At 73.9% G+C, this 13,014-nt stretch carries 10 protein-coding genes; 8 read left to right on the top strand and 2 right to left on the bottom strand.

What is annotated here, in order from left to right:
• The first annotated feature begins 153 nt into the window (after positions 1 to 153).
• The 3 genes from IE109_RS06875 (at position 154) to IE109_RS06865 (ending at position 2,968) form a co-directional block, all read left to right on the top strand.
• The gene (locus IE109_RS06875; RefSeq protein WP_229890756.1) at positions 154 to 1,044 is read left to right on the top strand and encodes a LysR family transcriptional regulator; all 891 of its coding nucleotides are present in this window, start codon (positions 154 to 156) and stop codon (positions 1,042 to 1,044) included.
• 206 nt (positions 1,045 to 1,250) lie between these two features.
• A complete protein-coding gene (locus IE109_RS06870) occupies positions 1,251 to 2,330 on the top strand; it encodes an LLM class flavin-dependent oxidoreductase (protein WP_189549841.1) in 1,080 nt (359 codons plus the stop codon).
• On the top strand, positions 2,327 to 2,968 hold the full coding sequence (locus IE109_RS06865) for a CE1759 family FMN reductase (protein WP_189549840.1): 642 nt from the start codon (positions 2,327 to 2,329) through the stop codon (positions 2,966 to 2,968). The genes IE109_RS06870 and IE109_RS06865 overlap by 4 nt, the downstream gene beginning before the upstream one ends.
• A 71-nt stretch (positions 2,969 to 3,039) precedes the next feature.
• On the opposite strand, the gene IE109_RS06860 is transcribed toward IE109_RS06865, so the two are convergent.
• Complete coding sequence (locus tag IE109_RS06860) at positions 3,040 to 3,447, bottom strand: hypothetical protein (protein ID WP_189549839.1); 408 nt, start codon at positions 3,445 to 3,447, stop codon at positions 3,040 to 3,042.
• Between the two features lie 110 nt (positions 3,448 to 3,557).
• Here IE109_RS06860 and IE109_RS06855 point away from each other — a divergent pair, with 110 nt between their 5' ends.
• From IE109_RS06855 to IE109_RS06845, 3 genes are all read left to right on the top strand, one after another.
• On the top strand, positions 3,558 to 4,523 hold the full coding sequence (locus IE109_RS06855) for an endonuclease/exonuclease/phosphatase family protein (protein WP_189549838.1): 966 nt from the start codon (positions 3,558 to 3,560) through the stop codon (positions 4,521 to 4,523).
• Positions 4,524 to 4,812: 289 nt separating this feature from the next.
• Positions 4,813 to 6,315 carry an APC family permease gene (locus IE109_RS06850; protein ID WP_189549837.1) on the top strand — a complete coding sequence of 501 codons (1,503 nt, stop codon included), beginning with the start codon at positions 4,813 to 4,815 and terminating at the stop codon, positions 6,313 to 6,315.
• 45 nt (positions 6,316 to 6,360) lie between these two features.
• A complete protein-coding gene (locus tag IE109_RS06845) occupies positions 6,361 to 7,341 on the top strand; it encodes a hypothetical protein (protein ID WP_189549836.1) in 981 nt (326 codons plus the stop codon).
• A gap of 10 nt (positions 7,342 to 7,351) precedes the next feature.
• Here IE109_RS06845 and IE109_RS06840 read toward each other — a convergent pair whose 3' ends face one another.
• Positions 7,352 to 9,400: a PhoX family protein gene (locus tag IE109_RS06840; protein ID WP_189549835.1), complete on the bottom strand. Its 2,049-nt coding sequence runs from the start codon at positions 9,398 to 9,400 to the stop codon at positions 7,352 to 7,354.
• Between the two features lie 260 nt (positions 9,401 to 9,660).
• On the opposite strand from IE109_RS06840, the gene IE109_RS06835 reads away from it, so the two are divergent.
• Both IE109_RS06835 and metG read left to right on the top strand, forming a co-directional pair.
• Positions 9,661 to 11,082 carry a VWA domain-containing protein gene (locus tag IE109_RS06835; RefSeq protein ID WP_189549834.1) on the top strand — a complete coding sequence of 474 codons (1,422 nt, stop codon included), beginning with the start codon at positions 9,661 to 9,663 and terminating at the stop codon, positions 11,080 to 11,082.
• Between the two features lie 207 nt (positions 11,083 to 11,289).
• Positions 11,290 to 12,897 carry a methionine--tRNA ligase gene (gene metG, locus IE109_RS06830; protein WP_189549833.1) on the top strand — a complete coding sequence of 536 codons (1,608 nt, stop codon included), beginning with the start codon at positions 11,290 to 11,292 and terminating at the stop codon, positions 12,895 to 12,897.
• The last annotated feature ends 117 nt before the right edge of the window (positions 12,898 to 13,014 follow it).

Below are 13,014 nucleotides of genomic sequence, written 5' to 3'. Positions count from 1 at the left end.
GGCCAGCCCGGTGCGGGGCCCGGTGGCCAGCCCGGGGCGGAGCCTGGGCGGCGATCCGGTGCGGTGCCCGGCGGGCAGCCCGGGGCGGGGCCCGGCGGGCAGCCCGGGGCGGGGCCCGGTGGCCAGCCCGGGGCGGGGTCCGGGGGGTCGCCGCTGGATCTGACGTTGCTGCGGACGTTTCTGGCCGTGCACCGCTCCGGGTCGTTCACGGCCGCCGCCCGGCTGGTGGGTCTGTCGCAGCCGACGGTCACCGCGCAGGTCCGGGCGCTGGAGCGGCGGCTGGGGCGGGAGCTGTTCACCCGCCTGCCCCGGGGGGTGGCCCCGACGGCCGTGGCGGACGGGCTGGCCGCCCGGGTCGCCGAGCCGCTGGACGCGCTGGAGGCGGTGACCGGCGGGTCACCGGCGGGTGAGGTGGAGCCCGTGCGGCTGGCGGGCCCGGCCGAGCTGCTGTGCGCACGGGTGCTGCCCGCGCTGGCGGCGCCGGTGGCCGAGCGGGGCGTGGTGCTGCGGGTGGCGACGGGACTGACCGACGAGCTGCTGGAGGGGCTGCGGGCGGGCCACCACGACCTGGTCATCGCGACGTACCGGCCGCGCGGCCGGGCGCTGGTGGCCACGCCGCTGATGGACGAGGAGTTCGTGCTGGTCGCCGCGCCGGCGTGGGTGGCCAGGATCGGCGCGGGCCGGGTCGCGGCCGAGGGCGCGCCGGCGCTGCGGGACGTGCCGCTGGTGGCGTACGCCGAGGACCTGCCGATCACCCGGCGCTACTGGCGGCACGTCTTCGGCACCCGGCTGACCGGCCGGGCGGCGGTCACGGTGCCGGACCTGCGGGGCGTGCGGGCGGCGGTGGCGGCGGGCGCGGGGATCGGCGTCCTGCCGCGCTACCTGTGCCTGGAGGAACTGGCGGCGGGGACGCTCGTGCCGCTGCTGTCCCCGGAGGACCCGCCGATCAACACGGCGTACCTGGTCCGGCGGCCGGGAGCGGTGGACCACCCGCACCTGACGGTGGTGCGCGACCTGCTGCTGCGCGAGGCGCGCGGCTGGTGAACCGGTGACGCCGGCGCCCCGGCGGCGCCCCCGGCGGCCGGTGCGTCCCCTCGGCCTCGCGGGGGACTCGGGGTGCGTACGCGGCGGCGCCGGCCGGGGGAGGCGGGCGGAATAGGCGGGGCGGGTCGCCCGTTGACCAATACGGTTTAAGATTCAACCAAAGCCGGGGCGTCCACCACCCCGGGCGAATGCGAGAGGTGAGCGCGATGCAGTTCGGGATCTTCACCGTCGGTGACGTGACGCCCGACCCGACCGACGGCCGTACGCCCGGCGAACACGAGCGGATCAAGGCCATGGTCACCCTCGCGCTCAAGGCCGAGGAGGTCGGCCTGGACGTCTTCGCGACCGGCGAGCACCACAACCCGCCGTTCGTCCCGTCCTCCCCCACCACCATGCTCGGGTACGTCGCCGCGCGCACCGAGCGCCTGGTCCTGTCCACCTCGACGACCCTGATCACCACCAACGACCCGGTGAAGATCGCCGAGGACTACGCGATGCTCCAGCACCTGGCCGACGGGCGCGTCGACCTGATGATGGGACGCGGCAACACCGGACCGGTGTACCCCTGGTTCGGGCAGGACATCCGCCAGGGCATCCCGCTCGCCGTCGAGAACTACGCCCTCCTCCACAAGCTGTGGAGGACCGAGGTGGTCGACTGGGAGGGCCGCTTCCGTACCCCTCTCCAGGGCTTCACCTCCACCCCGCGCCCGCTGGACGGCGTACCGCCGTTCGTCTGGCACGGCTCCATCCGCTCCCCCGAGATCGCCGAACAGGCCGCCTACTACGGGGACGGCTTCTTCCACAACAACATCTTCTGGCCCAAGGAGCACACCAAGAAGATGGTCGACCTCTACCGGCAGCGGTACGCGCACTACGGGCACGGCACGCCCGAGCAGGCCATCGTCGGGCTCGGCGGCCAGGTGTTCATGCGCCACAACTCCCAGGACGCCGTACGGGAGTTCCGCCCGTACTTCGACAACGCGCCCGTGTACGGGCACGGCCCGTCCCTGGAGGAGTTCACCGAGCAGACCCCGCTGACCGTCGGCTCCCCACAGCAGGTCATCGAGCGGACGCTGTCCTTCCGCGACTCCGTGGGGGACTACCAGCGCCAGCTCTTCCTGATGGACCACGCCGGTCTGCCGCTGAAGACCGTGCTGGAGCAGCTCGACATCCTCGGCGAGGAGGTCGTACCGGTCCTGCGCAAGGAGTTCGCGAGGCTGCGGCCGGCCGGTGTGCCCGAGACCGCACCGCCGCACCCCGCCACGACCCGGAAGGAGACCCCGTGAGGCTCGTCGCCGTGTCCGCCGGCCTGAGCAGCCCCTCGTCCACCCGTCTGCTGGCCGACCGGCTCACCGCGTCGGCGGCCGGGAAGCTCCCGGACGGCACCGGGGTGGAGGTCGTCGAACTGCGCGGCCTGGCGCTGGACATCGCCAAGCACCTGGTCACCGGCTTCCCGCCGCCCGCGCTGGGCGACGCGCTCGACGCGGTGGCCGACGCGGACGGCCTGATCGCGGTGACGCCCGTGTTCAACGCCTCGTACAGCGGCCTGTTCAAGTCCTTCTTCGACCTGGTCGACCCCGACGCGCTGACCGGTACGCCGGTCCTCCTCGCGGCCACCGGCGGCACCGCCCGCCACTCGCTGGTCCTGGAGCACGCGCTGCGGCCGCTGTTCGCCCACCTGCGGGCGCCGACCGTGCCCACGGCCGTGTACGCGGCGTCCGAGGACTGGGGCTCACCGGGCCGGGACGGCGGAGGGGCCACCGGCGACCTGGCCGCCCGGATCGACCGGGCGGCCGGGGAGCTGGCCGCGCTGATGGCGGCCCGTCCCGCACGGGGGACGGCCGCCCCGGGCGGGGGGACCGGCGGGAACGGCCTGCCCGACGTCGTGCCCTTCGAGCAGCAGCTGGCCCGCCTGGGCGGCTGACCGCGTGTCCGCCCGGCCGCCGGGCGGACACGACCCGGCGGCACGACGGCCCGCCGCCCCGGCGCGGCGGGTCATTCGCGCGTATAGAAGACGTAGAACGCCGCCAGGGCCGCCGACACCGCCAGCACCAGGGACACCACCGCCACCGTGAGGACGCTGTTGCCCGACAGGCTGTAGAGGAACCCGACGCTGAGACCGCAGAGGAGGCCGAACCCGGCCGCCCGCGCCTCGCGCGGCAGTGCGTGGCGGACGCGGAGGTAGGCGTACCACAGGGCTCCGAAGACGACCGCGCTCACCACGGCGAGCACGACCTGCCCGCCGGTGAAGGGGCCGTCGCCGCGCCGGACGATGACCTCGGCGTAGAGGCCGTAGAGCACGGCGCACACCGCGAGCACCGTCAGGGTGGACCGGTGCACGGGACGGGCCCGGCGTTCCCCGGTACGGCGGTGCCGTCCGGGCAGCGTGACGTGCGAGGCCATGGCGCGCTCCTTCCGCTGACCTCCCTCCAGGGCACACCCCCGACCGGCTCCCGGCAAGTGGATCAGCGAGGAGGGGGACTCCGGCGGGGAAGCCGTGAGAGGGTGTCCGCTTGGCCGCCAACCACCACCTCCCTCCGCTCCGCCGGGCCGCCGCGTGGGCCGCCGGGCTGCTGCTCCTCGCGCCCACCGTGGTCACCGGCTGCCGGCTCTTCGGCACGGACGCCGTCACGCCCGTGCCGCAGCTCCTGGCGCTGCTGCCGTGGCTCGCCGTCCCGGCCGGGCTGGCACTCCTGGCCGCCCTCCCGGCCCGCCGGCCGGCGCTGACGGTCTGGGCCGGCGCGGTCCTCGCCGTGACGCTCTGGTTCACCCAGCCGTACGGGCCGGACGGGACGCCCGCCCGGGGCCCGGTCGACGGGCGCCTGCGCGTGCTCGCGGCGAACGTCCACCTCGGCGACGCGACCGCCGGCCTGCTCGCCCTCGTCCGGCGCGAGCGCCCCGACGTGCTCTTCGTCTCCGAGTGCGACCCCGCCTGCACCCGGGCCCTCGGCGCCCACTTCCGCTACGGCACCCAGGTCGCCGCCGCCGGCTCGGCCGGGTCCGCCGTGCTCGGCACCGTGCCGCTGACCGCGCAACCCGCCCTTCCCGGCAGCACCTTGGGCATGCCGGGCGCCACGGTCCGTGTCGGCGGGCGGGACGTCACGCTCCGGCTCGCCCACCCGATGCCGCCCCTGCCCGGCGGGATCGGCCTCTGGAGGCACGAGCTGGGCCTCCTGCGCGACTTCGCCGCCGCCCATGGGGGCCGCCCGCTCGTCCTCGCCGGCGACTTCAACGCCACCCAGGACCACGCCGCCTTCCGCTCCGTCCTCGACGCCGGCGCCCTGCACGACGCCGCCCGCCTCGGCGGCGCCTCCCGTACCGGCTCCTGGCCGCGCGGCGCCACGCTGCCGCCGTACGCGCAGATCGACCACGTCCTGGTCAGCGCGGACTTCTCGGTGCGCGGCGTCCGCTTCCTCGACCTGCCCCGCAGCGACCACCGCGCGCTCCTCGTCGACCTCGACCTGCGCACCCGCCCATAGGCCCCAAGGCCGCCGCGAGCCCCGGACGCCACCCGCCCCCGGGCCGCACCGGGCCCACGGCGGCCCGCCGGCCCCACACGCCGTAAGCCCCGCCGGCCGTGAACCCCCGCCCGGCGCGCGCGCCCGGCGATCACCCCGATACATTCCGGACGTCATCCTTCCGGGTGCCGTCACCGCACCGCGCCCGCCCGACTACGATGCGCACGACCCACACGTGCCGCCCAGGCCGCGACATGCGCGGCCCCCTCACGCTCCCCGTCATATGCCGTGCCATACAAGGACATTCGCCATGCGCAGCAGCTCAAGCACAGCTTCCCGCAGGCCTCCCGGGCGGGGGCTCCAGCCCAATGTCCTCGGCACGTTCGACACGATCGTGATGGCGGTCGCGGGCAGCGCGCCCGCCTACTCGCTGGCCGCCACCACCGCCGTCCTCGTCGGAGCCGTGGGATTCGCCGCGCCCGCCGCGCTGTTGTACTGCGCGGTCCCGATGCTCGGCATCGTGCTGGCGTTCAGCCGGCTGGGCCGGATCGACGTCAACGCGGGCGCCAGCTACTCCTGGGTGGGCCGGACCCTCCACCCGGCGCTGGGTTTCCTCTCCGGCTGGGCGCTGATCGTCGCCGCGACGATCTTCATGGTGGCCGGGTCCCTGCCGGCCGGGCAGCTCACCCTGGCGCTCGTCGCGCCGGACCTGGCCGGGCACACCGCGCTCGCCACCGCCGTCGGCGCGGGCTGGTTCCTGCTGATGCTGCTGGTGGTGCTGGGCGGCGCCCGGCTCACCGTAAGGGCGCAACTGCTCATGACCGGCGTTGAGTTGCTGATCCTGCTGCTGTTCATCGCCGGCGTCGTCGTGCACCGGGGCGCCGCCACCGCGTTCGACTGGTCCTGGCTGGGGTTCGCCCACTTCGACGGGGCGTCCGGGTTCGCCTCCGGGGCGCTGATCGCCGCCTTCTACTACTGGGGCTGGGACGTCACCAGCAACCTGAGCGAGGAGACCCGCGACAGCCGCCGCACGGCCGGGTTCGCGGCGCTCGTCGGCATCGGGGTCGTGTTCCTGCTCTTCGAGGCGTTCACCATCGCCGTCAACGTCGTCCTGTCGGCCGGGCAGATCGGTGCCGCCGGCGGGGCGAACGTCCTGGCGCTGCTGGGCGACGCCGTCTGGCCGGGCGTCGGCGGCAAGCTGCTGATCGTGGCGGTGATGCTCTCCAGCGTCGCGACCCTGGAGACCACGCTGATCCAGGTCACCCGCTCGCTGTTCGCGATGGGCCGGGACCGGACGATGCCGGCCGTCCTGGGCACCGTGCACCGCCGCTGGAACACCCCGCACATGGCGATCGCCGCGGTGGGCGTGGTGGCACTGGCGCTGTTCGTTGCGGCGACGGCCCTCGGCTCGGTGGGCGACATCCTGGACAGCGCCGTCAACGCGATGGGGCTCCAGATCGCCTTCTACTACGGGCTGGCGGGCATCGCGGCCGTGGTCGCCTACCGGGGACTGCTGCTGCGGTCCGTGCGCGACTTCGTCCTGGGCGGCGCCTGGCCGCTGGCGGGCGCGGCGTTCATGTTCTGGATGTTCTTCGAGTCGCTGGGCGGCCTGACCGGTACGACGGTCGCGATCGGACTGGGCGGGCTGGGCGCCGGCGTCGTACCGATGCTCTGGTACTGGCGCAAGGGCAGTGCGTACTACCGGCCGGCGCGGCTGGACGCGGTACGCGCGATGGCGGCGGCCGGGCCCTACGACCCGGCGCGCCAGGACCACCGGGCCGAGGGGAACGAAACCCTGGCGACCGACTTCTGACAGCACGAGGGCCCGCACGCCGCGCTCAGACGGGGGGACAGGGAAATGGCCGTACGCCGCCGCAACCGCCGCTCCACACGTTTCGCGCCGGACTTCGACCCGGACTTCGGCGACCGGGCGCTGACCGACGCCCGGCACGACATCGTCATCGGCCGCTGGCAGGGCGTCCGCGACCTGCTGCGCGACACCGGTGACGACTGGTCCCGCCGTACTCACCGGCTGCGGCTGCTGGCCCACGCGGCGGCCGGCAGCACCGCCGCCGAGGCATGGCGGGCGGCGGAGCCCGACCACCCGGACGCGGCGGTGCTGCGGGCGGCGACCGAGGTGGTGCGGGTGTTCAACCAGGCCATCGCGGCCGGCCGGGGCACGGCGGTGGACCGGGGACGGCTGGACGTCGCGGTCATGGCCTGCCTGGGCGCCGCCGACGCGCGGCCGGCCGACCCCATGCCGTGGGTGTCCCTGCTGACGGTGGCGCGGCTGTACGAGGGCGGCGTGGGCCGGGCGGAGCTGCGCCGCTGGTGGGACGAGCTGCGGCGGCGCGACCCGCACAACCTGGAGGGCCATGTGCAGCTGCTGCGGTACTGGTCGGCCCGGTGGCACGGCACGCACGGCTCGATGTACGACTTCGCGCGGGACGCGGCGGGGGCGGCGCCGCCCGGTTCGCCGCTGCCGGTGCTGGTGCAGATCGCGCGGGTGGAGGAGTACCGCTACATCGCGGACGCCGCGCGCGGCCGGGGTCCGGTGCGGGGCTTCGACCAGCACTGGAAGCACGAGCTGGCGGCGACGGAGGTGCGCAGGACGTGGGAGCGGTGGGTCGGCGGCCGGTCGCCGGGACCGGCCCGGCCGGAGGAGGTCGAGCCGCTGAACTACCTCACGCACGCCGCGTGTTACGCCGGCCTGGGCGCGGTGTACGGCGAACTGTTCGGGTTGCTGGGGGCGCGGGCCTCGTGGGCGCCCTGGGCGTTCACGGGCGAGCCGGCGGAACAGTTCGCGAGGTGGCGCGGGGACGGCCGCGCCACCTCGTGAGCCCCTCGCGTCAGACGCCGATGTCGCGGCCGTCCTTGCGGTAGACGGCGACGACCGACGGGCGGACGATCCGGCCCGGGCCGTCGGGCCACTGCGACGCCGGCTTGTCGGCGGTCGCCCCGTCGACCTCGCCGGGGTGCTGTACGGCGACGAGGACGCGGCGCTGCTGGATGATCGGCCCGCAGGTCTCGGCGCCGGTCGGCACGGTCAGGAACTGCTTCAGCTCACCGCGCCGCTCGCCCTGCGTCGCTACGCCGAACAGGCCGTCGTGCGAGCCGAGCTGGTTGCCGTCCGTGGAGATCCACAGGTTGCCGTACGGGTCGAAGGCCACGTTGTCGGGGCAGGAGATGGGGCTGACCTTCTCCTTGGGGTAGCCCGCGAAGTACGTCGCCGGGTCCTCCGGGTCGCCCGCGACGAGGAACAGCCGCCAGGCGAAGCCGTCGGAGGCCGGGTCGTCCCAGTGCTCGGCGAGCTCCAGGATCTGGCCGTGCTTGTTGTTGTTGCGCGGGTTGGCCTCGTCCGCGCCGGCCTTGCCCGCCGCGCCCCGGTCCTTGTTGTTGGTGAGGGCGACGTACACCCGGCCGGTGCGCGGGGACGGCTCGACGTCCTCGGGGCGGTCCATCTTGGTGGCGCCGACCTTGTCGCCGGCGAGGCGGGTGAAGACGTACACCTCCTCGGCGGTCATACCGGGGACGTGCGAGACGTCGCCGGTGGCGAGCGGGATCCAGTGGCCGCTGCCGTCGAACTCGCCGTCGCTCGGGAGCTTGCCGGTGCCGTCGATGTCCTGCGGGCTGTCGCCGGTCAGCTTCGCCACGTACAGCGTGCCCTCGTCGAGAAGGGTGAGGTTGTGCTCGCGGGCCTTGCGGGAGGTGCCCTTCATCATCCGCTTCGACGAGACGAACTTGTAGAAGTAGTCGAAGCGCTCGTCGTCGCCCATGTAGACGACCGGACGGCCGTCGGCGGTCAGGCGCGGCTGCGCGGCCTCGTGCTTGAAGCGGCCGAGCGCGGTGCGCTTGCGGGGCGTCGAGTCGGGGTCGTACGGGTCCAGCTCGACGACCCAGCCGAAGCGGTGCGACTCGTTGGGCTCCTGCTTGACGTCGAACCGCTTGTCGAACCGCTCCCACTTGCGCTCGGTGGCACCGGAGCCGATGCCGTACCGCTTGTCGGTGGCGGACGACCCGTTGGCGAAGTACTGGTTGAAGTTCTCCTCGCCGTGGAGCGTGGTGCCCCACGGGGTGGTGCCGCCGGCGCAGTTGTTGAGCGTGCCGAGGACCGTGCGGCCGGCCGGGTCGGCGCCGGTGCGCAGCAGGGCGCCGCCGGCCGCCGGGCCGGTGAGCTGGAACTCGCTGGTCGCGGTGAGGCGGCGGTTGAGCGGGTGGCGCGTGACCGGGGTCAGCCGGCCGTCGCGGTGCTGCTCCTGGACCACGACCACGGACAGGCCGTGGGCGGCCCAGGCGACCTCGACCTGCTCGCGGGTCGGGTTCTCGGGGTCGTAGCCCTTGAACATCAGGACTTCGTCCGTGTACTCGTGGTTGGCCACGAGGACCTGGCGGCCGTGCTCGCCCCTGAGCGGCAGCAGCGACAGGAAGTCGTTGTTGTACCCGAACTGACCTGCCTGGGCCCTGGCGGTCTGCTTGTCCGGGTCGAAGGCGGGCGCGCCGCGCAGGATCGGTTCGCCCCAGCGGATCACCACGCTCTGGGCGTAGCCGTCCGGCACGGTGACCCGGTCGTCCGTGTTGGGCGCGACGGGCGTGAAGCGCAGTCCCTTGGCACCGGCGCCCCTGCCCGCCGTACGGGGCGTGGCGGCGACCGCCTCCTGGCCCGCCGCGGCCTGGGCGACGACGGCACCGCCGGCCGTGGCGGCGACGGTGACGACGGCGGCGGCGCGCATCATCGAGCGGCGCGACAGCGCGCCGGCTATGACGTCGCCGGCGTACTCGTTGTCGCTGGTGTTGGGCACCTCGTGGAAGCAGGCGTCGCCGCACCGGTAACGGCAGGTGAGGGCGGACCGGCCGCCTCCGTGCGGGTTGGTGCTCAGCAGCGGCAGCAGCTTGCGCACTTCGTCCTCCTCCGGCGCAGCCTGCGCCGACATGGTGTCGGGAATCGGTTTCGGCGGCGACGTTAGGCGGGCAGATGTGCAGGTCGGCGGCGGCGGGGTGAACGGCGGATGAATCCGGCACGTCCGGGGTGGGGTTGACGCGAATGCCCCTTGCCTTTCCACGCCGCTCGGGGCGGCTAACCTTACGTGTCCGCCCTGGCCAGGGATGATTCCTAGCAGTACGGACATACACGGCACCCCACATGCGAAAGGCCTCGCCCATGGGCATTCGGAGCTTGCTGCGCAAGGTGTTTGGACGCGACCGTGCGGAGCGCGACGAGACGGCGACCGCCGCCGTCCCGCCCCAGACGGAACGTGCGGTGCCCCGGGAGGAGCCCACGGAGGCCGCGGAGCCGTCGGCGACGGTCCCGCCCCAGTCGTCGGCGTCCTCGGCGGAGCCTTCGCAGCCGTCGGCGCCCTCGTCGGAGCCGGCCACCTCGGCGGGGTCGGTCCCCTCGCCGGCGTCCCCGTCGCCGGAGCAGACGGCGGCGGACCTGGTCGCGGCGTCGTTCGACAACCCGCCGACCCGCCGCGCCTCGGTCCCGGCGGCCCGGGAGGCCGAGCCCGGGAACGCCGACCAGAAGCCGGACATCCCGCCCCAGCCGGACGCCACCCCGGAACCCGCCGCCGACGCGGGCGACGCCCCGGAGGCGGCGAAGCCCGAGCCGGAGCCCGACCCGGAGCCGGAGGCCGCCGCCCCGGCGACCGACCCGGAGCCCGAGCCGGAGCCCGAGCCGGAGGCCGCCGCCCCGGCGACCGACCCGGAGCCCGAGCCCGAGCCGGAGCCGGAGCCGGAGGCCGCCGCCCCGGCGACCGACCCGGAGCCCGAGGCCGAGCCGGAGGCCGCCGCCACCGAGGCGACCGCCGAGGAGCCGGACCCGGCCTCCCCCGAGGCGCCGGAAGCAGCCACCACCGCCACCGAGCCGGAAGCGGGACCGGCACCCGAACCGGAGACGGAGACGGCCGCGCCCGCCGGCAAGCCCGCGTACTCGGCGGCGCGGGTCAGGAGCCGGGCGCCCCAGCTGGCCGAGGCGTACAAGGCGGCGGGTGCCGTGCTGCGCAAGCGCGGGCTCGTGGGCGCACGGGCCACCGTGTACCTGGTCCTCGACCGGTCCGGGTCCATGCGGCCGTACTACAAGGACGGCAGCGCGCAGCACCTTGCCGAGCAGGCGCTGGCGCTCGCCGCGCACCTCGACGACAGGGCCACCGTCCCGGTCGTCTTCTTCTCGACCGAGATCGACGGCACCGGCGAGGTCACCCTGGACGACGTCGAGGGCAGGATCGAGGCGCTGCACGACTCGCTCGGCCGCATGGGGCGGACGAACTACGACCGGGCCGTCCGCGAGGTGCTGGACCTGCACGGGAAGTCGGACGCGTCCGACCGCCCCGCGCTCGTGCTGTTCCAGACCGACGGCGCGCCCGAGTCCAGGACGGCCGCCACGCAGGCGCTGGCCGACGCGGCGGCGAGCCACGGGAACGTGTACTGGCAGTTCGTGGCCTTCGGCGAGGAGGACGCCAAGGCGTTCGACTACCTGCGCAAGCTGGAGGCGCCCAATGCCGGGTTCTTCCACGCGGGCCCGGCCCCGCGCGACGTCCCGCACGCCAGGTTCTACCGGGGGGTCCTCGCGGACTGGTCCGTCTAGCCGGCACCGCCCTCGGGGCCCGGTCGTCCCGCTCCGCCCGCGCCGCCACCGGCGGGCGGACGGCCGCGACCGGGCCTCCGGCGCGCCGTGACCGGCCGGCGCCGCCGCGCCGCCGCCCCCGTACCGCCTCCCCTCCCCCTCCCCCTCACCCCGCCTCCCCCGAAACGAGGGTGAGGGGAGCTTCCGGGGACGGATAGGATTTCGACCATGGCGGCCACTGGATCCGAGAAGCAGGGGGCGAAGGCGTTCTACGTCACGACCCCCATCTACTACGTCAACGACGCTCCTCACCTGGGCCACGCCTACACGACCGTCGCAGGCGACGTGCTCACCCGCTGGCACCGTCAGCGCGGCGAGAAGGTGTGGTACCTCACCGGCACGGACGAGCACGGTCAGAAGATCATGCGCACGGCCGACGCGAACGGGGTCACCCCGCAGGAGTGGTGCGACAAGCTCGTCGAGGAGGCGTGGAAGCCCCTCTGGGAGCACCTGGACATCGCGAACGACGACTTCATCCGTACGACGGAGAAGCGGCACACGGACCGTGTGCAGGAGTTCGTGCAGGACCTGTACGACAAGGGTGAGATCTACAAGGGCGGGTACGAAGGCCCGTACTGCGTGGGCTGCGAGGAGTACAAGCTCCCCGGCGACCTGATCGAGGACGAGCAGGGCACCAAGCTGTGCCCCGTCCACAAGAAGCCGGTGGAGATCCTCAAGGAGGAGAACTACTTCTTCAAGCTCAGCGAGTACGGTCCGAAGCTGCTGGAGTTCTACGAGGCGAACCCGGACTTCATCCAGCCCGAGTCGGCCCGCAACGAGGTCCTGAACTTCGTGAAGCAGGGCCTTCAGGACCTCTCCATCTCCCGGTCGACCTTCGACTGGGGCATCCCGATCCCGTGGGACGACAAGCACGTCATCTACGTGTGGGTCGACGCGCTCCTGAATTACGCGACGGCCGTCGGCTACGGCTCGAACCAGGAGAAGTTCGACGAGACGTTCCCGGCGAACGTCCACCTCGTCGGCAAGGACATCCTGCGGTTCCACGCGGTGATCTGGCCGGCGATGCTGATGGCGCAGGGCCTGCCGGTTCCCGGCAAGGTGGCGGCCAACGGCTGGCTGATGGTCGGCGGCGAGAAGATGTCGAAGTCGAACCTGACGGGCATCAAGCCGCAGGACCTCACCTCGCACTTCGGCGTGGACGCCTACCGCTGGTACTTCCTGCGGGCGATCGCCTTCGGCAGCGACGGCTCGTTCTCGTGGGAGGACTTCACCGCCCGCTACACCTCCGAGCTGGCCAACGACTACGGCAACCTCGCCTCGCGCGTCGCGGCGATGGTCGGCAAGTACTTCGGGGGCGCCCTCCCGGAGGCCACGGCCGCCGGTGACGCCGAGCAGGCGGTCCGCGACGGCCTGGCCAAGGCGGTCGCCGAGGCCGACCGGAAGATCGGCGAGGAGCTGGACTTCCAGGGCGGCATCCTGGCGATCTTCGACTTCGTGAAGCAGGTCAACGGCTACATCACGGAGCAGGAGCCCTGGAAGGTCGCGAAGGACGACAGCGACGAGGGCCGCGCCCGCCTGGCGACGATCCTCTACACCGCCGCCGAGTCGCTCCGCGCGGTCGCCGTGCTGCTGAACCCGATCATGCCGGACACCTCCCAGAAGCTCTGGGACTCCCTCGGCGCCGAGTCCGTCCTGGGCGCGCTCGCCGAGCAGACCGTCGACTCCGCCGCCACCTGGGGCCTGCTCCCCACCGGCGCCACGGTCACCAAGGGCGCGGTCCTCTTCCCGCGCCTGGAGGAGCCGAAGAAGGACTGACCCCCTCCTTCTCTCCACACCGCAGGACCCGGACCGCCGTCCTCCCCGGAGGGCGGCGGTTCCGCGTCGTACACACCCGCCGGACGGCGCGAGCGGCATTCGGCCGATCTCGGGAGC

The sequence above is a fragment of the Streptomyces lavendofoliae genome, assembly GCF_014649735.1.
Classification (GTDB): domain Bacteria; phylum Actinomycetota; class Actinomycetes; order Streptomycetales; family Streptomycetaceae; genus Streptomyces; species Streptomyces lavendofoliae.
This window is presented reverse-complemented; position numbering and strand designations above follow the sequence as displayed.